Below are 21,304 nucleotides of genomic sequence, written 5' to 3'. Positions count from 1 at the left end.
ACATAAGGAAATTAACTGCCTATAGGCAGTTGAAAAGTACGAATGAACTCAAAAATAAGGATTTAAAAATGATATTTTCATTCTTAAATCCTTATTTCTTTATTTTAGAGACTTTTGGGTCAGCCTCTTTTTAATCTGTCTAATAATAATTATTTTGTGCCAATTCAAAGGCATCATGCATATCTTTTGGTGCTTTTTTACCATTCACTTTTTTAACTAGTTCGCCTTGTAAAATAAGTCGGTGTTCGCCGGATGTGTCACAAGTAACCAAAGTCACTTGGCGTTTATCAGGAACATCTTCGATAACATCTACCCTAGTTGGTTCAACATATTCTTTCATTGTTACTTTGTATTCGTAGATGTATTCTAAATCTGTTAGGTAGATAGAAGAGCCAAGTTCCACTCGAACTAATGGAGCAAATAAAAGAGTTGGGTCATACATATAGTGACTAGCCAAAGCATAGTTACCTACTCCCATTTTTTGATCAGGTTTCATGGTTCCAGCCCCAACTGAGATAACATAATTAGATACCCCTTTTAAAATAGGTAAATTTAAATCCACACTAGGTATGGCAATCCCCCCAATAACATCTCCCACATCACGACCACGTGATTTAGTGACTGTATTAAAGTCTAGTGATTCGACTTGGTCAAAATCAAAATTGGCTTCTTTTTGTTCATTTTTAACAACGTCATCTCGTGTTATTTTATTAACTTGATATTGTGCTGTATTTTCTTTTACAAGATAATTTTTAATTTGATTATTAAAGATTAATGCAACTCCTGCTAAAAACAGAAGAATCATAATTAAATTAAAAAAGAAATTCTTAATTTTTTGTCCAACTGATTTCTTTTTGGTTTTGTGTCTAGTTGAACGTTTATTTTGTGATGAATTATTTTTTTTAGAGATAAGAGTAGCCCCCTTTTTGTGTAATCCTATCAACTATCATACCATAATAATTCAAAAAATAAAGAAAGTAAGATTATAAAATATTACATTATTATGTCGTTTTTCAAAATAGTTTGATTTAATTTGTAATATAAACGTAATTAAACTACTAAGGTTTATGTGTTCATTTTGTTGTAGAAAAATGGTATAGTTATAATAGTGAAATTTTACAGTAGAAGAAAGATAGGTGAAGGTGTTGCGACAAAATATATATGTTCATTTAGATGGTATTAGTAATTCAGTTTTAACTAAAGGACTAGGCCATCAGGACTTTGATCGTTATACTATTCATCGCCCAAAAAACTTACTATTGCTAGATGCGAGTGAGCAAGAGGGAGAGTATGAAGCACATACGGGATTTAGGGTGATACGTGGACAGGAAAACGTGGATCGGTACTTAAGCAATTTAAACTATAGCACACGACGAGAGATTAAATGGTTGGACTTTGAAGAGTATGACACATTAAAACGTTTGACAGCCAATGAAATTGCTGAAATTTTATACTTGTCTCATATGAAAATGCAACTAAGATCGCCATTTTTTTATAAGTTACAAAATAACTATGCTTTTTTTGAGACAGAACAAGAAGTCATGAAGGTATATTATCGGAATATAGATGAGTTTTATCAGTCATTAGCTCAAAAAATTACAGATAAGGTTCTATACCAATTAAATGCTAATCGCTCTCTTTTTTCAAAGCGTTATACGAGTATGACACCTTTACCAAGCGATATAGTAAAAGAGTTAAAAAGTATTATGCAAGAAGGGACTGTGTTTGAATTTTCGCAAGTAGGATTAAATGAAGGAATTTATAAAATACCTGTGCATGTTGTGGAAGATAATCTTCGTAAAATAGAAAGTGACCAGTTATTTTTAGAAGAAAAAGTCGGTGTGTTAACTTATCAACACCAAGAGAAGTCATGGGACTTTAATACAACTGACCATCCTATATTGTTCTAACTCAGTGTATTTTTTACCAAATAGGTAGAAAATAAGGAATAGAATTTTGCTAAAAACTGGAGTATAATTAAGTCCTAGCAAATTTAGGAGGACAACCATGAAGATTTTTTTAGTATATGGTGGTAAAAGTGCTGAACACGATGTATCAATTTTATCGGCATTTTCAATTTTACAAGCAATTTATTATAACTACTATTCAGTTCAATTAGTTTATATTACAAAAGAGGGTAATTGGCTAAAAGGACCTGTGTATCATGAGGCCCCTTTAAATAAAGAATCACTACACTTAACGATTGCCAACGCGCAACCTATTTTACCAAGTGATTTAAAAGAAGGAAATGCTGTGATTTTTCCAGTATTACATGGACCAAATGGGGAAGATGGCACCATTCAAGGACTGTTTGAAGTCTTAAATATGCCATATGTTGGAGCAGGCGTTCTAGCAAGTGCTTGTGCGATGGATAAAATCATTGGTAAACAGTTATTCCAGCAAGTCGGTATTCCTCAATTACCATATGTTGCAGTAACTAAAACGGGTTATAAAGATCACCAAGAAGACATTTTATTAGAGTGTGAAGGTAGCTTGATTTACCCAATGTTTGTTAAACCAGCTAACATGGGTTCAAGTGTCGGCATTAATAAAGCTGAATCTCGTGAAGAATTAGTTCAAGCAATAGATGAGGCATTCCGTTTTGATCGACGTGTGATTGTTGAACAAGGTATCGAAGCGCGTGAACTAGAGGTTGCCGTATTAGGTAATGATGAAATCAGAACAACTTTAGCTGGTGAGATTGTTAAGGATGTGGCGTTTTATACATACGAATCAAAATATTTGGACAATAAAGTGGAATTACAAATCCCAGCAGATATTTCAGCTGAATTACAAGAAACATTACAATACTATGCTAAAAAAGCATATCAAACGCTTGATGGTAGTGGATTGAGTCGTTGTGATTTCTTCTTAACGGCTAATAATGAAGTCTTCTTAAATGAGGTGAATACCATGCCAGGATTTACACCGTTCAGTATGTATCCATTATTGTGGAAAAACATGGGATTAAATTATGGTGATTTACTAGAAGAATTAATTCAATTAGCTAAATTACGTTTTGAAAAAAAACAACAAATTGAAGTTGAACAGTTGTAGAGTTGGACACTTGTTCAGCTTTTTTTGTTGATAAGAGAAAGAAGGAGAGCTATGAACTTATTAGTTAAAGAGGTTGTCACAGCTGTAGAGGGTGTCAATTATGCGCAACACTTAGATGATCAAATGATTTCCTCTGTTGAGTTTGATACACGAAAAGTACAAGAAAATAGCCTGTTTGTTCCATTAAAAGGAGCTAGAGATGGTCATGACTTTATTCCACAAGCCATTGAAAATGGTGCGTCTTTAGTTTTATCAGAAAAAGACTTGTCAGATGATATTGCGTACATTAAAGTCGAGGACACATTAATTGCCTTGCAAAAATTATCTCGTTTTTATTTAGAAAAAGTGGGCTCTAAAGTAATAGGTATTACAGGAAGTAATGGGAAAACAACAACAAAAGATATGACGGCTGCTGTGTTATCACAAGCATTTAAAACGTATAAAACACAAGGTAATTATAATAATCACATCGGCTTGCCTTACACTATTTTATCCATGCCAGAAGACACAGAGATGTTAGTTTTAGAGATGGGGATGGATCATAAAGGTGAAATTGAGGTCTTGTCAAACCTTGCGACACCAGATATTGCAGCCATCACATTAATTGGAGAATCGCACATTGAATACTTAGGGTCGCGACAAGGAATTGCTGAAGCTAAAATGGAAATCACATCAGGACTTAAAGATGAGGGTGTCTTAATTATCCCAAATGATGAGCCACTTTTAAAACGATTAATTGTGGATATTTCACAAGAGGTTGAAAGTTTTGGGATAGATACCCAGGCCACTTTGTCAGCTGAAATTATGTCAGAGACGAAAAATGATACCCAATTTAAAACGAATCTATTTAAAGAAGAGGTATTTTCCATTCCAGTTTTGGGCAGCTATAATGTTAAAAATGCTTTGATTGCTTTATTGATAGGGCATCACTTTGGCATATCTGCTTCAAAAATGAAAAATGGACTAGAAACATTTGATTTAACTAAAAATAGAACAGAATGGTTGAAAACAAATGACGGCATTGATATCTTAAGTGACGTATATAATGCTAATCCAACTGCGATGAAATTAGTATTAGACACATTTTCAGCGTTAGAATTAGAAGGCAGAAAATTTGTCGTATTAGGTGACATGCTAGAATTGGGAGAATTATCTAGCCAGATGCATGAAAGTATCTCTGAGCATATTTCACCAAATCATATCGATCAAGTTTATTTGTATGGCGAGCAAATGAACGCTCTTTATAATCTGTTAAATGATAGAATGCCAAAAGGAAATCTTCATTTTTACCATAAAACAGAAAAAAAAGAATTAATGGAACATTTATCAAGACAATTGCAACCGAAAGATACTGTTTTTCTGAAAGCAAGCAATGGAATGGGATTAAGTGAAGTTGTTGATTTTTTATTAAAAAACCATGAATAGGCAAGGTTTTATTGTTAATTATGTAAGAATATGATAGTATTATACGAATGCCTATTTTCATTTTTTTTCATTATATAAAAAGAAAAGCAGTCGATTTAGCAACAAACTAGGAGGATATCATTTGAAATTTAGTGAATTACAGTTAGAAAAAAGCTTATTACAAGCCATCGAAAATATTGGGTTTGAGGAAGCAACCCCCGTACAAAGTGCCACAATACCGTTAGCGTTAGAAGGAAGAGACGTCATTGGTCAAGCACAAACAGGTACTGGTAAAACAGCCGCTTTTGGGTTACCGATGTTAAATAAAATTGACCCTAATAAACCAGTATTACAAGCATTAGTTATTGCGCCAACGCGTGAATTAGCTATCCAAACGCAAGAAGAATTATATCGTTTGGGTAAAGAAAAAAAAGTCAAAGTTCAATCTGTTTATGGTGGAGCTGATATTGGTCGACAAATTCGTGCGTTAAAAAACAAACCACAAATCGTTGTGGGAACTCCTGGCCGTTTATTAGACCATATTAACCGTCGTACGTTGAAATTAGATACAGTGGAAACACTTGTTTTAGATGAAGCAGATGAAATGTTAAACATGGGATTCTTGGAAGATATTGAAGCGATTATCTCTAAAGTTCCAGCAGAACGTCAAACATTATTATTCTCAGCTACAATGCCTGATTCAATTAAACGTATTGGGGTTAAATTCATGCAAGACCCTGAGCATGTTCGTATCAAAGCAAAAGAAATGACAGCTAACCTAATTGATCAATATTACGTTCGTTGTAAAGAATTTGAAAAATTTGATGTCATGACACGTTTATTTGATGTTCAATCACCTGAGTTAACGATAGTATTTGGTCGTACAAAACGTCGTGTCGACGAATTAGCTCGTGGACTTGAAATGCGTGGATACAAAGCAGAAGGAATTCATGGTGATTTACCACAACACAAACGTATGAGTATTTTAAAAGCCTTCAAAAATGGCGAGTTAGATATTTTAGTGGCAACAGATGTGGCAGCACGTGGATTAGATATTTCTGGTGTGAGTCATGTGTATAACTACGATATTCCACAAGACCCTGAAAGCTATGTTCACCGTATCGGTCGTACTGGCCGTGCTGGTAAAGAAGGAATGTCAGTAACGTTTGTTACACCAAATGAAATGGGATACTTACATGTCATTGAAGATTTAACGAAAAAACGTATGACACCTCTTCGTCCACCTTCTAAAAAAGAAGCAGTAGAAGGACAAATTGGAGCAGCGATTACTGAAATTAAAGAATTATTAGCTGCAAATGGCTTAGAAAAATATCAATTAGCAGCAAGTGATTTATTAGAAGAATACACTGCAGAAGATTTAGTTGCATTATTAATTAAACAAATTTCTAAAGATGATGCAGCAGAAGTTCCTGTAAAAATCACCCCAGAACGTCCATTACCAAACCGTCGTGGAAATAACAAAGGTGGCCGTGGTGGTAAAGGTGGTAACTATAACCGTCGTAATAACAACAAAGGTGGCGGCCGTGGTGGTAAAGAGCAATATAACAAGAAAAAACGTTATAATAACTCAGACGCACCTAAAAAGAACAATAACAACAAATCAAACAATAAACCATCACAAAAAAAAGATAGCGATCGTGGATTTGTGATTCGAAATAACAATAACTAAACGTTTTATACCAATCTGATTCGTCATCAGGTTGGTATTTTTTATTTGTGACAAAAAGGATTCTATTCGCTTTTTCGTTTTAATGTCGCTATAATAAAATTATCGTAAAAAAGGAGTGCCAATATGATTATAGGAATTGGTATAGATGCAGTGGAATTACATCGTATTGAAGACATTATAGATAATAATCCTAAGTTTATTACGCGTGTGTTAACAGAAAATGAGCATAATATGTTTAAAAACTTAAAGAAAAAGCGACAAGTCGAATTTTTAGGTGGACGTTTTGCATGCAAAGAAGCTTTTTCAAAAGCATATGGGACAGGGATTGGTAAAGTAGGATTTCAAGATATTGAAGTATTAGCAGAAGAAAGCGGGCAACCGATTGTGCATCAGTCTATATTTAATGGACGTGTTCACGTATCGATTACGCACACTGATAAAGAGGCGTTTGCTCAAATTATTTTAGAGCAATAAAATAAACGAAACAATGGTCGTTTCGTCTATTTACTGATTGATAAATTTTGAGAATGATTTGAGTGAATGATGGATATTTTCTTTATATAGTTAGCTGAAATCATACGGATTTCATTCGATTTTTGTAGTTTAATGACCAAGGCATTGCGATTAATCGCATGTTGGTAAATTCGGCCAACAAGCGTTTCATAATTAGCTTGTGATGGTTCTTGGTATTGAAGAACCACAAGACTTTTTTGAAGTATCGCTTTATTAATTTGTTGATGGATAAGAGTTAGATGTTTTTCTTTTTCTGATTCATCATCTAAAAAAGAAGAAATAAATCTCTGTGACGAACGGGAGATAAAACGAGTAAACTTTTTGACATGATTTTCTTTAGTCGACTTTGTAGACGGTTGCTTTTTTATCATCAGTCATTCTCCTTTTAAGTCTTTCTTTCTCTTATTATACGGAGCATCCATAAGTTAGTCAAACAAATAATAGTAGTGAAAACAATGGGATATTTGCGAAAAATTATGAAAAGTTGGTGAAAGAATGATAAAAGAATGGCTTCCATCTGATTTATATAAATTAGAGCGTTATCAACCAAAAGAGTGGCTACCATTTCAAAATAGTCACAAAAAAGCACTAAAAGCTATTTATAAAAACAGTCTTTCGTTACAAGATAATCATCTATTAGTTGGATGGTATAAAGGGAATCAATTACTAGCTGTGTGCGACGGAGAAATGAAAGAGAATACTTTTTTTGTGACAAACATTATGAGTACTTCCAATCTATTTGGGTTTAATGAATGCATGATGATGTTGGAAGAAATTGTCAAGAGTCGACGATTATCGGAAATTTATTTACCTGACTTCTCAGATGTTTCTTTAGCTAAAAATAAATTACTAGAATTAGGATTCGTCCGAAGATCTCAACCACAAAAAGGGTATTATTACCAAGTTAGTTATCATACAGGAGTAGTTTTAGGTGGCGGTGGTGCTAGAGGGTCTTACCAAGTCGGTGCATGGCATGCATTAAGAGAAATAGGTGTGATGTATGACTTAGTTAGTGGGACGTCTGTTGGAGCGCTAAATGGAGCGTTTATGGTACAAGGAAACTTAGAAGACGCTGAAGACATGTGGCGAGATATTGCGACTGATAAAATTTTAAATTTATCTCTTGATGATACAGAAAATAAAACTAGAGAGAATTTAATTCAAGGAGTGAAAGTCTTAACTTTATCTGCATTAAAAGAAAAAGGTGTCGATAGTACTCCTTTATATCACATGATAGAGACGATGATTGATGAAGAGAAGATGTTTAACCCAAACAAAAAAGCAATCGACTTTTATTTTGTGACAACCCTTGCGCCAAAAATGGAAGAAACAGTGATTTCATTAAAAGACGTGCCAAAAGATGAATTGAGTAAATGGCTATTAGCGACATCCTCGTTTTATCCTGCGATGAAAGCCTGTGAAATTAATGGACAGTATTATATAGATGGTGGTTATCGTAATAATATCCCCAAAGATATCTTGCTTAATCAGGGAGCCACAGAGTTAATTGTCATTGATGTGAAAGGGCCAGGGTTTATTAAACCTGTGAGAGTTCCAAGAGCTATTTGTGAAACCACTATTACCAGTAGGTGGGGATTAGGAGCTGTTTTATTATTTGATAAAGAACGGGCCGCTTGGAATATGCAACTAGGATATTTGGATACTATGAGATCTTTTCACCGATATGAAGGAACTTGGTATGCCTTAAATCCAAATCATTACAAAAAAGAAGCGGTACAGTTAACAAAAGGATTTTTGGCGTATCTTAAATCAGATGAGTTCTTTAAACAATTAGGTAAGAAAGTGACACCTAAGTGGATGATGCAACATCATTTGCAACCAGAGTTATTTGCCGTATATTTATTAGAAGAAACAGCACGGATTGTGTCAGTTGATCCATCAAAATTGTATACTATAGATGAGTTATGTGAAGAAGTCGTTACAATATTTAATGAGAAAAAAGAAGAAGTTGACGAACAAATGCTCTTATCACTTAGTGAGTGGTTAGTGGATTATGTGAAACAAACTGTTCCATTGTCTGAAAAAACTATTTTGGAATACAATTATCATTTGATTGAAACACAATCAGAAATGGTTGAACGACTGTTTGATTTTAGTTGGAAATCAGTCTTACAAGCATTATTTATTAATTTTTTAAAGGAGAGAAAAGCATGAGTCAAGAATTTTCTTATGAAATTTTAGAAGAGGTTGCCGTGTTATCTGAAAATGCTAAAGGATGGACAAAAGAATTAAACCTGATTAGTTGGAATAATCGACCAGCAAAATTTGATTTACGTGATTGGGCACCAAACCACGAAAAAATGGGTAAAGGTATTACGTTAACCAATGAAGAATTTGCTGTATTAAAAGAAACACTAAATAAAATGTAGGTGGAAAACATGAAGAGTATGACAGGCTATGGACGTGGAGAGTGTCAAAAAGAAAATTATCAGATAGTGATTGAGATAAAATCGGTGAATCATCGTTTCTTAGATACACAAATTCGTTTGCCAAGAGAGTACAATCATCTTGAAATGGAGATGAAAAAAGTACTAAAAAATCAATTATCTAGAGGAAGAGTAGAATGCTTTATCACTTTAACAAAAGAAACCTCATCTTCTCAAGAATTAGCGATTAATTGGGAAGTACTAGATAGACTAGTAAAAGATTTAGGTGAGGCTGAATTTCATCGCTACAAAGAACAACCTTTTTCAGCAGAACGATTTTTAGAAGGTGGGATATTACATCCATCATTGGTGGAGGTAGTAGAAAAAAATGAAGTGATAAGTGATATTGAGGTAGATTTATTAGCCGTATTTAAGCAAGCGCTAGAAGCACTAAATGGAAGTAGACAAATTGAAGGTGAGGGCCTTCAATCATTCTTTTATGAATACATTGATTTAATTAAGCAAGAGATATCAAGGATATCAAGAAAAACAGAAACCATAAAACAAGAACATTACGATAAACTGAAACAAAAAATGATGGACTTGATCACAGATACCCCTATAGATGAGTCTAGGTTATTAAGTGAAGTGGCTATTTTAGTGGATAAGGGTGATGTTTCTGAAGAATTGGACCGATTGGATGTGCATTTGAATTCTATGGAACAGCTACTAAAAAAAGATGGGCCAGTTGGTAAAGAACTAGATTTTTTAATTCAAGAGATGAATCGTGAAGTCAACACAATAGGGTCAAAATCAAGTAGTTTAGACGTCAAGTCTAGTGTTATCCAGTTGAAAACATTGATTGAACAAATTAGAGAACAAGTTCAAAATATTGAATAATTGATAAAAATTCTCATAGATACTTGCAAAAAAATTCTCTAGGGTGCATTATAGAAGGTAAACTAAGAAAATTGTAAGTGAGAGGACGACACGATGTCAGAACGAGGGTTATTAATTGTATTATCAGGTCCATCCGGTGTAGGAAAAGGGACTGTAAGAAAGGCGTTATTTGAAAAAGATGATAATCAATTTGAGTATTCTATTTCAATGACAACACGCCAAATGCGTAAAGGTGAAGTGGAAGGTGTAGATTATTTCTTTCGATCAAAAGAAGAATTTGAGCAATTAATTTCTGAAGAAAAAATGTTAGAATATGCCGAGTATGTTGGAAATTATTATGGTACACCATTAGATTATGTTAATCAGACATTAGATGAAGGCAAAGATGTCTTTTTAGAAATCGAAGTGCAAGGAGCCATGAAAGTCAAAGAAAAAATGCCAGATGGTGTCTTTATTTTTTTAACCCCTCCAGATTTTAGTGAATTAAAAGCACGAATCGTTAATCGTGGAACAGATGCGTTATCGGTGATAGAAAAACGCATGTCAAAAGCAAAAGAAGAAATTGAAATGATGCGTCATTATGACTATGCAGTAGTGAATGATGAGGTTGAATTAGCTGTACAGCGCATTAAAAAAATCATTGAAAGCGAGCATTACCGTGTAGAGCATGTGATTGATCGCTATGAAAATATGTTAAAGGAGTTATAAAATTATGTTATATCCATCAATTGATTCATTATTAGAACAGGTAGATTCAAAATATTCGTTGGTTATTTTAGCAAGTAAGAGAGCTCATGAGCTAGATGAAGGAGCTCAACCAATGATTGAACCAGATAAATTTGTCTCTGTAAAAAATGTTGGTCGTGCTCTTGAAGAAATCGCTGTAGGAGATGTGGTTATTGACCCAAATCCTGAGCTAAAAAGAGAGTTACTTCGTAGACAAGAGGAAGAAAAAAAAGCATTAAAACGACGCGAACATCAAGAACTTGAAGCGCGTATCCAATTTGAGAAAAAAATGTAACATATAAAACCTAAGAGATAGACCTCTTGGGTTTTTTTCTTCGAGTAGAATGTAAAAAAAGAAGGTGAAGAAATGCCAAAAATAGCACACGTTATCGTGGATGTCCCAACGATGCAAACAGATCAACCGTTTACTTATTTAATTCCAAATGATATGGAAGAAGCCATTGAAGTAGGTGTGAGAGTCGATGTGCCATTTGGTAATGGAAATCGTCGAATACAAGGTTTTGTTGTTGATATAGAAAGTAAACAAGAGATAGATAACTTGAAACCAATAAAAGCTGTTTTGGATTTACATCCTGTAGTGAATGATGAGTTGTTGCTCTTAGCTGAAGAAATGGCAAAGACAACTTTTTCATTTAAAATTACGTGTCTTCAAACAATGCTACCCAGTGTGATGCGTTCAACTTACAAAAAATGGTTAGTATCAGTGGGAGATATCCCACCTCATATTGAAGAAGAGGTGTTTCTAGGATTAGCAGAGCGTGATTGGGAAGAAATAAAGGACACCCCCTATTTGTCGGAGCTACATCGTTTGAGGCAAGAGGGTGCTGTTGATGTTCGTTATGAAGTGACGACGAAAAATAAAGTTAAGACGATGAAAGTCGTTCAAACTAACTTACCCAAAGAAACATTACAAGATATTCAATCTCATATTAGGAAAAATGCTCATCAAAAACACAAATTATTAGATTTTTTTATCTCTGAACAAACAGGGGAATTTTCAGTAAAAGAATTAGTTGAGCATCATGACTTATCCAGACAAGTGATTAAAGAAGCGGTGGAATTAGGTTGGTTAGTACAAGAAGAACGAGAAGTTTACCGGGATCCATATAAAGATCGGTTATTTCAACAAGATGACGCATTGGTTTTAAATGAAGAACAACAAGTTGCTTTAGATGCTGTCAGTCAATCTGTTTCAGCTCATCAAAATGATGTGTTCTTATTAGAAGGCATTACGGGTAGTGGAAAAACTGAAGTTTATTTACAGGCTATTTCCCATGTACTAGAAGAAGGAAAAACAGCTATTATGCTTGTTCCGGAAATCTCCTTAACGCCTCAAACTGTGACACGTTTTAAACGACGCTTTGGTGATAAAGTCGCAGTGTTACATAGTGGATTGTCTCAAGGTGAAAAATACGATGAGTGGCGAAAAATTGAGCGTAAAGAAGCACAAGTAGTTGTCGGGGCTAGATCAGCTGTTTTTGCCCCACTAGAAAATATCGGGTTAATTATTATTGATGAGGAACATGAAACAAGTTATAAACAAGATGAATCTCCAAGATATCATGCCAGAAATTTGGCGATTTGGCGAGGTGACTATCACAAGTGTCCTGTTTTGCTTGGTAGTGCGACGCCATCTTTAGAATCACGAGCAAGAGCACAGAAAAATGTGTACCAACTATTAACACTGACAAAACGGGCCTCTGATAATGCTATTTTACCAACTGTTTCAATTGTTGATATGAGAGCAGAATTAAAACAAGGCGTGACGGGAAGTTTTTCAACCCCTCTGTTACATGAATTAACGGAACGATTAGAGAAAAAAGAACAATCAGTTTTAATGCTTAATCGAAGAGGTTATTCTTCATTTATGATGTGTCGTGACTGTGGATATGTGTTACCTTGTCCTAACTGTGATATCTCGTTAACACTGCATATGGATACTAAATCTATGAAGTGTCACTATTGTGGTCATGAAGAAAGTATTCCCCAATGTTGCCCAATTTGTGACAGCAAAAAAATACGTTATTATGGAACAGGAACACAAAAAATAGAAGAAGAACTACAACAATTACTTCCTGAAGCAAAAATTTTACGAATGGATGTTGATACAACTCGTAAAAAAGGGAGTCATGAACGCTTGTTACAACAGTTTGGTGCACAAGAAGCAGACATTTTACTTGGAACACAAATGATTGCAAAAGGGTTGGATTTTCCAAACGTCACATTAGTGGGCGTTTTAAATGCAGATACCGCATTGAATTTACCTGATTTTCGTTCAAGTGAGCGAACGTTTCAATTATTAACACAGGTTAGTGGTCGTGCAGGACGAGGAGACAAACTTGGAAAAGTATTGATTCAAACATTTAATCCAGAACACTATGCGATTACTTTAGCAAAAAATCAACATTACGAAGCATTCTACCATCATGAAATGAATTTAAGAAGACAAGGAAAGTATCCGCCATATTATTATACGGTTCAGTTAGTTGTGAGTCATGAAGAAGAAATTCAAGCAGCAAAAAAAATGCATGAGATTGCAAAAAAAATACAATCTGCTTTGTCACCGCAAGCGATTATTTTAGGTCCAACACCAAAGCCAATGGCACGTATGAACCGCAGATATTTTTATCAAACTGTGGTAAAATATCGCTTTGAAGAAAATTTAAATCAGGTGTTACAAGAAATATTACAAGAAAGTCAAAAAGATATTCGTAGTGGCTTACGGGTTAGTATTGATATGGAACCACAGCACTTTATTTAGTGCGTAAAACAAAGGAGTTTGACATGAGAGAAATAATAAAATATCCTAACACTGTATTAACCACCCCAACAAAAAAAGTGACAGAAATAGATGATGAGTTAATTGAATTACTTGATGAGATGTATCAAATCATGACAGAAAAAGATGGTATAGGACTTGCAGCAAATCAATTAGGTGAATCATGCCGAGTTGCAATCGTATATGTCGATGAAGAATCTGGTTTATTTGAGATGATTAATCCCAAAATTATAAAAAAAACTGGTACGACTGTTGATGTAGAAGGCTGTTTAAGTTTTCCTGATATTTATGGGACAGTTGAAAGATATGATGACATTATTGTCCGGTTTGTTGATAGAGAAGGATATGAAGTAGAAGCAGAAGTATCAGGCTATTTATCTCGTGTCATGCAACATGAGATAGAACATTTGGATGGTAAACTGTTTACTGATAAAATAATTGAAAGATTATCACCAGATGAATTAATTGATTACATGGAGGAACATGGTTATGACTAAAATTGTTTTTATGGGAACACCGGCTTTTTCAGTGCCAATTTTACAAGGATTAGTAGATGAAGGGTATGACGTTATTGGTGTGGTGACACAACCAGATAGACCAGTGGGACGAAAACGTGTGTTAACCCCACCTCCAGTGAAACAGGCAGCACTTGATTTAAATTTACCTATTTTTCAACCAGAAAAAATCAGTCAATCAGCAGAATTAGAAAACATTATCGCATTAAATCCTGATTTGATTGTAACAGCAGCATTTGGTCAATTTTTACCTGAACGCTTATTAAATGCTCCTAAACTTGGTGCCATTAATGTTCATGCATCGCTACTACCTAAATATCGTGGTGGAGCTCCTGTACATTATTCGATTATTAATGGGGATAAAGAAACAGGTGTCACGATTATGGAAATGATTAAAAAAATGGATGCAGGAGATATTTTAGCTCAAGAAGCGAGTCCTATATTAGATACAGACGATGTTGGAACAATGTTTGATAAATTAAGTGTATTAGGGAAAGAACTATTACTAAAGACTTTACCATTACTGATAGAAGAAAAGATTTCTCCTAAAAAACAAGATGAGGGTCTTGTCAGTTTTTCACCAAATATTTCCCGAGAAGAAGAAAAAATTGATTGGAATAAAACTGCCCAACAAATTGATTGCCAAGTTAGAGGGATGCGCCCATGGCCAGTAGCTTACGCGATGTATCAAGATAAGAGATGGAAAATGTGGGATGTTACCCCATTGCCAGAAAAAACCACAGATAAATCGCCAGGGACAATTATTTTAAAAGATAAACACAGTCTGCAAGTAGCATGTGGCAAGTCGAGTGTTTTACAATTAAATACTATCCAACCAGCAGGAAAGGGCCAATTAAGTGTGACAGATTTTCTAAATGGTATTGGAAAAACAGTGGAAGTAGGAGACATTCTTGAGTAAACAAAAACAAGTACCAAAACATATTAAACAAACAGCTCGTTATACAGCTCTTGAGCTTTTGACCAAAATTGCGAATAATCAAGCCTATTCAAACGTTTTAATCAATGAAGCGATTAAACGCCACCAATTATCAGATAAAGATGCTAGATTAATGACAGAGATTGTTTATGGCACAATTAGTCGCAAACTAACATTAGAATATTACCTTGCTCCCTTTATCAAAAAAGCCAAAAAAGTTGATACGTGGGTGAAAGAATTATTATATTTATCCATGTATCAAATGCTTTATTTAGATAAAGTACCAGAATATGGTATTTTTAATGATGCTGTGACCATTGCCAAAGCTAAAGGAAATCCTGGGATTGGAAAATTTGTTAATGGTGTTTTACGTAATATTCAACGTCAAGGAGTCCCATCTTTAGATGAGATTAAAGATGATGTAGAACGTTTATCACTTGAAATTAGTATGCCGTTATGGTTAACAAAACGTCTAGTCGATGATATAGGATTTGACGAAACAAAAGAGTTAGGTCTATCATTACTGCAACCAAGTCATGTGAGCGCTAGAATTGATACACGAGTCGTAACAAGAGAAGACGCGGTTGTTTTTTTAAATGATGAAGGATTAGAAGTGACTGAAAGCATTGTGTCTCCATATGGGGTTGTGGCGAAAAAAGGATTTTTGGCAAGTAGTCAATTATTTAAAGAAGGAAAAATGACGATTCAAGATGAGAGTTCAATGTTGGTTGCGCCAAGCATGCAAATCAATGCGGGGGATACGGTATTAGATGCGTGTGCAGCTCCTGGAGGGAAAACAACACATATCGCCACATTTTTAGATGTAAAAAAAGGTGGAAAAGTGATTTCTTTAGACATTCATCCACATAAAATTAAATTAATTGAATCAAATGCTGAAAGATTGCATGTAGAAGAGGTTGTTGAAGCAAAATTATTGGATGCAAGAGAAGTAGCTAACGACTTTCCAGATGAATATTTTGACCGCATTTTAATTGATGCACCCTGTTCTGGATTAGGATTATTACGTCGTAAACCAGATATTAAATACCATAAAACTCCCGAAGATTTTATGAATTTACAACGGATTCAATTAGAAATTTTAGAAAGTATTGTACCAAAAGTAGCGCAATGGGGTATAATTACATATAGTACATGTACATTGACTCATGAAGAAAATAAAGATGTTGTGGCAATATTTTTAAACAAACATCCTGAATTTGAGTTAATAGATGTCTTGGGGGCAGCTCATCTATCTAAGGGTTATCATGATAAACAGTTGCAGTTGTACCCACACCATTATCATACAGATGGATTTTTTATTAGTTGTTTCAGACGAAAATCATAGATTAAGGGAGTGTAAACATGCAAATTGAATTCCAAACGAGTGTAGGACGTAAAAGAAGAAATAATCAAGATACTGTTGGTGTTTATCAAAATCAAAAAGGCATTACGTTAGCGATCGTCGCTGATGGAATGGGTGGACATCAAGCTGGAGATACAGCAAGCTATCTTGCCGTTACTGGATTAGGCGAAGTTTGGGAAGAAACCATGTTAACTCAAAAAGATGAGGTATGTGAGTGGTTAGTTTCTCACATTCAAGAAGAAAATTCACGTATTTTTGATAAAGGTAGTACCAATCCCGAAATGTTTGGAATGGGAACTACTATTGTATCAACTGTTATTTTAGAAAAAGAATTAATTTTAGCACATGTAGGTGATAGCCGAGCTTATATTGTGCGAAATCAAGAGATTAAACAATTAACTGATGACCATTCATTAGTCAATGAGCTGATTAAAACAGGAGAAATATCTGTCGAGATGGCTCAAAATCATCCGAAAAAAAATATTTTAGTGAGATCTATCGGTGTACCAGGTGAGGTTGAAGTCGATATTTCGACAATCAACTGTCAAGATAAAGATATGATTTTATTATGTTCAGATGGTTTAACTAATATGTTATCTAATGAGGACATCAAACTAATTATGTCAAACGGCGAATCACTGAAGAATCGAGTCAATGAGTTAGTCGAAAAAGCAAATGAAGCTGGTGGAACGGATAATATTACTGTGCTACTGATAGACTTTGATGATGACTTACAGGAGGATACACCATGATAAACATCGGAACAAAAATAGGGGAACGCTATGAAATAATAGGCAACATAGGTAGTGGCGGAATGGCAAATGTTTATTTGGCACGTGACTTGATTTTAAATCGTGAAGTGGCGATTAAAGTGTTACGTTTTGATTTCCAAGATGACCAAAATGCGATTCGACGTTTTCAACGTGAAGCTCTTGCCGCAACAGAAATGGTTCATCCTAACATTGTTAGCGTGTATGATGTAGGGGAAGAAAATGGCATGCAATATATTGTGATGGAATATGTTCGGGGAACGGATTTAAAACATTATATTCGCAATTATTCACCTATTCCATTAGATACAGTTGTTTACATGATGGAACAAATTTTGTCAGCAGTGTCTTTAGCACATGAACATGGCATTATTCATAGAGACTTAAAACCACAAAATGTTTTAGTCGATGAACAAGGAAATGTAAAAATCACAGATTTTGGGATTGCGATTGCTTTATCAGAGACATCGTTGACTCAAACAAACACATTGCTTGGTTCAGTACATTACCTGTCACCAGAACAAGCAAGAGGTGGTATGTCAACGAGACAATCTGACATTTATGCCTTAGGGATTATTTTATATGAATTATTGACAGGAACTGTACCGTTTGAGGGGGAATCAGCTGTTTCGATAGCTTTGAAACATTTTCAAAAAGATGTTCCGTCTGTTCGACAGTATAATCCTAATATCCCACAAGCATTGGAAAATGTGGTACTTCATGCAACAGCAAAAGAAGTGTCAGACCGGTATAAAACAGTCAATGAAATGTATTCAGATTTAAGCACATCCTTGAGTCCTGAGAGAGCGAATGAACCTGTTTATACACCAAGCTCTATGACAGAGGAAACCATTCTTCTTACGCCAGTAAAAGAGCCTGAACCAGTCGTTTCTAAAATGCCGTTGGAAGAATCAGAGTTAGATTTATCGGATGAAGAAGAAAAACCAAAGAAATCATCATCTTCTAAAAGAAAGAAAATTATTTTTAGTGTGATAGCTGTATTGGTTGCAGTGGGCGTTGGATTATTTGCTTTAGGGACACGACAAAATGAAGTGGCTATCCCTGATGTAGAAAATATGACACAGGCAGAAGCCATCAATGCACTAGAAGCCAAAAAAATAAAAGTTAATTCGAAAATTGAAGAAGTATCAGATGATAAAATAGCTGAGGGAAATGTTGTGAGGACACAACCACCTATTGGCACTCGGGTTAAAGAAAAATCTGAAGTGACGTTATATGTCAGTAAAGGTAAAAAAGCTGTATCAATGATTGATGTGGAAGGGTTAACTGCTAGTAAAGCAAAACAAGCATTGATTGATTTAGGTTTTAAAGAAGAAAATATATTGGAGAAAAAGGAATCATCTAATGATGTTGATAAGGATTCTGTTATTTCTCAAAGTATTAAACAAGGAACAGATGTTGTTCCTGAAAATGAAAAAATTACGTTAACCATTAGTAAAGGGGCAGATAGTTTTTCATTAGCCTATTTAGCAGGATACACACGAGAACAAGTTCTTCGATATATTGACAGTGAAGGATTAATTCTTCAAAGTGAAACACAAGAATATAGTGCGACTGTTCCGCAAGGCCAAGTGATTTATACTTCGCCATCAGGTGGAACACCTGTTAAAAAAGGGGATTATATTCAAGTTGTTTACTCGATGGGGCCAGAGCCAGCGAAGACACAACCAAGTAGCTCAACCACACATTCAAGTGAAACCACTGAATCGAGTGAAACCACTCAATCGTCAGCAACTGACAACCAAGGCAACCAAAATAATAATCAACAAAATCAAAATAATGGCAACACAAAGCCTAGTCAAAATGAGCCAAAAGATAAAAAAGATTAATAAAAAATACTCAAGAGTAGAAGGTTTTGATAACCAAACTCTTGAGTGTTTTTATTTATTAAACTAATTTTCTTTTGATAACCAAAGCACCTACACTTGCAACAAGGGTAGAAACGCCTAGAAGTACAAGTGATTGTGAGTGACTATCTGAGGTTTTTGGTAAGTTTTTATTGGTGCCACTTGGTTTTTCTGTCGATGAACTTGGTGTTATGACAGCTTTTTCAGTGACGTTAATAGCAACAATTTGTTGCACGTCAGGATAGACAAACTCAATATCATCTACAGTTAAATCTGTTTTATTCTCTTGTTTGATATATGCTTCTTTGATTTCTTTGATACTATCATTAGATAAAGTAAAGACAGGTTTTAATTCAGTTTTCCCAGCTTTTAGACCAGTAAATGTGCCATCTTCTTTTAAGTCGATAAAGTCATTTTTTTCCGCTTTAAATGTTCCTTTAGGTGTGACACCATAAAGGTTAGCAAGTGTTAATTTACCAGAAGCATCTACGGCTAATGAGTCTGGACTAGCTGTAAAGTTGAAATTAATAGGTACTTTTGTTTTTTCTTTTTCCTTATTGCTAATTTCTATTGGAATTCGTTGTTGAATAGTTGGCATTGGAAAGCTTGTATCGCCTTCTTCAGGTTTTTCTAACTGAGCAACGTAAGCCGCATCAATTTCTTTGACGCTCTCTTCAGAAATAGTAAAGGTTGGTTTTAATTCGGTTTTTCCAGCTTTTAATGCGGTAAATGTGCCGTCTTCTTTTAAGTCAATAAAGTCATTTTTTTCAGGTTTGAATTGACCTTTAGGGTTAACTCCATAAAGAGGTTCAACAGAAAGTTTTCCTTTTTCTCCCACTTTTAGACTAGTTGTATCTACTTTAAAATTATAAGAGATATCTCTCGTTTTAGTTAGTTCACTAACTGTAATGGGAAGACTAGGAAGTTCTTTTGAAAAGACCAATTCATAATCTTCAGTACGTCTATTTTTGATACCTTGTTTTTTCATATATGCTTCTTTAATTTCTTGTTCCGATTCTTTTGTCAAAGTGAAAGAAGGTCTTAATTCAGTTTTCCCAGCTTTCAGTAAACTAAATGACCCATCTTCTTTTAGATCCACCATCTCATTTTTTTCTGTTTTAAATGTCCCTTTAGGTGTCACATCATAAACAGGTTCAACGGTTATTTTTCCTTTTTCTCCAACTGTGAATTCCGACTTTTCAATTGAGTAGTTAAAATCTACTATAATCTCTTCTGATGCTTCAACAATTTTTACCCCACTAAAAAAAGTGATGAAGAGTAAGAATGTTCCAATTAAATATTTCTTCATAATATTCCTCCTTTTAGTTCAATAATACCATATTAATTATTAGCTTATCAAAAAATAATAGGTTGAGTTTTCTAATAAAAGCTAATCTGCTATATTTTTTTCTTTAAAAAAGTGAAATATGGTACAATAACACATAGAATAATGTGACTATTGAAGGAGGAAATAAATGCCTAAAGGACAGATATGTAAAGCGTTAAGTGGATTTTATTATATTGATTATAAAGGTAAACGTTATCAGACACGAGCACGAGGTAATTTTAGAAATAGAAATATTACCCCACTTGTGGGAGATTGGGTGGAATTTGAGAGCACGAATGAAACAGACGGTTATATTTTAGATGTTTATGAGCGTAAAAATGATTTAGTTAGACCACCAGTTGCTAATATTGATCAGGGTGTTGTCGTATCAAGTTGTGTTGAACCTAATTTTTCAACGAATCTTTTAGATCGCTTTTTAGTTACTTTGTCTGAAAAAGACATTGATCCGATTATTTATGTGACCAAAATGGATTTAGCCAATGAAGAAGAACGCAACCATATGGTAGTTATTCAAACAGAATATGAAAAAATAGGCTATCCTGTTTTATTAGCTGAAAAAGACTCATTAGAAGATTTAACGCATTTTTTCAAAGATAAACTAACCGTGTTTATGGGACAATCTGGTGCTGGAAAATCAACTTTATTAAATCAATTATCTCCTGAACTATCATTAAAAGTGGGAGAAATATCTGAAAGTTTAGGTCGCGGTCGTCATACGACAAGGCATGTTGAGTTGCTTGATTTATTTGGCGGACTTGTAGCGGACACTCCTGGGTTTAGCTCCATTGATTTTTTAGAAATGACCTTAGAAGAATTGCCGAAACGTTTTCCAGAGTTTGTTGAGGCATCTGTTTATTGTAAATTTAGAGAATGTAAACATCGTCATGAACCAAAATGTGAAGTAAAAAAACGAGTGGAAAATGGGGAGATATTAGCGAGTCGTTATGACCATTATTTACAATTTTATGATGAAATCGCTAATAGAAAACCAATTTATAAAAAAAATAAATAAAAGTGGGGAAAATA

General features: G+C 34.4%; 20 protein-coding genes. 17 read left to right on the top strand and 3 right to left on the bottom strand.

The genetic code is table 11. The features are described 5' to 3' along the window. Positions 1-139: 139 nt before the first annotated feature. Entirely contained in the window at positions 140-943 is an 804-nt protein-coding gene (locus CBF36_RS07020) for a class A sortase (RefSeq protein ID WP_243637992.1), read from the bottom strand. A 202-nt stretch (positions 944-1,145) separates the two neighbouring features. On the opposite strand from CBF36_RS07020, the gene CBF36_RS07015 reads away from it, so the two are divergent. The 5 genes from CBF36_RS07015 (at position 1,146) to acpS (ending at position 6,625) form a co-directional block, all read left to right on the top strand. Beyond that, positions 1,146-1,910 carry a hypothetical protein gene (locus CBF36_RS07015; protein ID WP_125957741.1) on the top strand — a complete coding sequence of 255 codons (765 nt, stop codon included), beginning with the start codon at positions 1,146-1,148 and terminating at the stop codon, positions 1,908-1,910. Positions 1,911-2,007: 97 nt separating this feature from the next. Next, entirely contained in the window at positions 2,008-3,057 is a 1,050-nt protein-coding gene (locus tag CBF36_RS07010) for a D-alanine--D-alanine ligase (RefSeq protein WP_125957740.1), read from the top strand. A 51-nt stretch (positions 3,058-3,108) separates the two neighbouring features. Next, positions 3,109-4,482, top strand: a complete 1,374-nt coding sequence (locus tag CBF36_RS07005; protein WP_125957739.1) for a UDP-N-acetylmuramoyl-tripeptide--D-alanyl-D-alanine ligase — start codon at positions 3,109-3,111, stop codon at positions 4,480-4,482. A 121-nt stretch (positions 4,483-4,603) separates the two neighbouring features. Next, a complete protein-coding gene (gene cshA / locus CBF36_RS07000) occupies positions 4,604-6,151 on the top strand; it encodes a degradosome RNA helicase CshA (protein WP_125957738.1) in 1,548 nt (515 codons plus the stop codon). 123 nt (positions 6,152-6,274) lie between these two features. Continuing rightward, positions 6,275-6,625, top strand: coding sequence for a holo-ACP synthase (acpS, locus tag CBF36_RS06995; protein ID WP_125957737.1), 351 nt, complete (start codon positions 6,275-6,277; stop codon positions 6,623-6,625). A 26-nt stretch (positions 6,626-6,651) separates the two neighbouring features. Here the strand turns inward: acpS and CBF36_RS06990 are convergent, their stop codons facing one another. Beyond that, positions 6,652-7,035, bottom strand: coding sequence for a hypothetical protein (locus CBF36_RS06990; RefSeq protein ID WP_125957736.1), 384 nt, complete (start codon positions 7,033-7,035; stop codon positions 6,652-6,654). Between the two features lie 124 nt (positions 7,036-7,159). Here CBF36_RS06990 and CBF36_RS06985 point away from each other — a divergent pair, with 124 nt between their 5' ends. The 11 genes from CBF36_RS06985 (at position 7,160) to pknB (ending at position 18,912) form a co-directional block, all read left to right on the top strand. Continuing rightward, a complete protein-coding gene (locus tag CBF36_RS06985) occupies positions 7,160-8,839 on the top strand; it encodes a patatin-like phospholipase family protein (protein ID WP_125957735.1) in 1,680 nt (559 codons plus the stop codon). Next, positions 8,836-9,054: a YdbC family protein gene (locus CBF36_RS06980; protein WP_125957734.1), complete on the top strand. Its 219-nt coding sequence runs from the start codon at positions 8,836-8,838 to the stop codon at positions 9,052-9,054. The genes CBF36_RS06985 and CBF36_RS06980 overlap by 4 nt, the downstream gene beginning before the upstream one ends. A gap of 9 nt (positions 9,055-9,063) precedes the next feature. Then, complete coding sequence (locus CBF36_RS06975) at positions 9,064-9,951, top strand: YicC/YloC family endoribonuclease (RefSeq protein WP_125957733.1); 888 nt, start codon at positions 9,064-9,066, stop codon at positions 9,949-9,951. Positions 9,952-10,044: 93 nt separating this feature from the next. Further along, entirely contained in the window at positions 10,045-10,659 is a 615-nt protein-coding gene (gene gmk / locus CBF36_RS06970) for a guanylate kinase (RefSeq protein ID WP_125957732.1), read from the top strand. 1 nt (position 10,660) lies between these two features. Further along, positions 10,661-10,972 carry a DNA-directed RNA polymerase subunit omega gene (gene rpoZ / locus CBF36_RS06965; protein ID WP_165865411.1) on the top strand — a complete coding sequence of 104 codons (312 nt, stop codon included), beginning with the start codon at positions 10,661-10,663 and terminating at the stop codon, positions 10,970-10,972. 72 nt (positions 10,973-11,044) lie between these two features. After that, positions 11,045-13,459: a primosomal protein N' gene (gene priA / locus CBF36_RS06960; RefSeq protein ID WP_125957731.1), complete on the top strand. Its 2,415-nt coding sequence runs from the start codon at positions 11,045-11,047 to the stop codon at positions 13,457-13,459. A gap of 23 nt (positions 13,460-13,482) precedes the next feature. After that, entirely contained in the window at positions 13,483-13,974 is a 492-nt protein-coding gene (def, locus tag CBF36_RS06955) for a peptide deformylase (RefSeq protein ID WP_125957730.1), read from the top strand. Continuing rightward, positions 13,967-14,911: a methionyl-tRNA formyltransferase gene (gene fmt, locus CBF36_RS06950; RefSeq protein ID WP_125957729.1), complete on the top strand. Its 945-nt coding sequence runs from the start codon at positions 13,967-13,969 to the stop codon at positions 14,909-14,911. Before def ends, fmt begins: the two co-directional genes overlap by 8 nt. Continuing rightward, the gene (gene rsmB / locus CBF36_RS06945) at positions 14,904-16,274 is read left to right on the top strand and encodes a 16S rRNA (cytosine(967)-C(5))-methyltransferase RsmB (protein ID WP_243637991.1); all 1,371 of its coding nucleotides are present in this window, start codon (positions 14,904-14,906) and stop codon (positions 16,272-16,274) included. Before fmt ends, rsmB begins: the two co-directional genes overlap by 8 nt. A gap of 17 nt (positions 16,275-16,291) precedes the next feature. Next, positions 16,292-17,044, top strand: a complete 753-nt coding sequence (locus CBF36_RS06940; protein WP_125957728.1) for a Stp1/IreP family PP2C-type Ser/Thr phosphatase — start codon at positions 16,292-16,294, stop codon at positions 17,042-17,044. Continuing rightward, entirely contained in the window at positions 17,041-18,912 is a 1,872-nt protein-coding gene (gene pknB / locus CBF36_RS06935) for a Stk1 family PASTA domain-containing Ser/Thr kinase (RefSeq protein ID WP_125957727.1), read from the top strand. The genes CBF36_RS06940 and pknB overlap by 4 nt, the downstream gene beginning before the upstream one ends. A 58-nt stretch (positions 18,913-18,970) precedes the next feature. Here pknB and CBF36_RS06930 read toward each other — a convergent pair whose 3' ends face one another. Then, entirely contained in the window at positions 18,971-20,239 is a 1,269-nt protein-coding gene (locus tag CBF36_RS06930; RefSeq protein WP_125957726.1) for an LPXTG cell wall anchor domain-containing protein, read from the bottom strand. Positions 20,240-20,405: 166 nt separating this feature from the next. Between CBF36_RS06930 and rsgA the strand changes: the two genes are divergently transcribed. After that, positions 20,406-21,290, top strand: coding sequence for a ribosome small subunit-dependent GTPase A (rsgA, locus tag CBF36_RS06925; protein WP_125957725.1), 885 nt, complete (start codon positions 20,406-20,408; stop codon positions 21,288-21,290). Positions 21,291-21,304 lie beyond the last annotated feature (14 nt).

The sequence above is a fragment of the Vagococcus bubulae genome, from assembly GCF_003950315.1.
Taxonomy (GTDB): domain Bacteria; phylum Bacillota; class Bacilli; order Lactobacillales; family Vagococcaceae; genus Vagococcus; species Vagococcus bubulae.
Note: the sequence above shows the minus strand (reverse complement) of the source record. Positions and strands in the feature narration are given on the sequence as shown.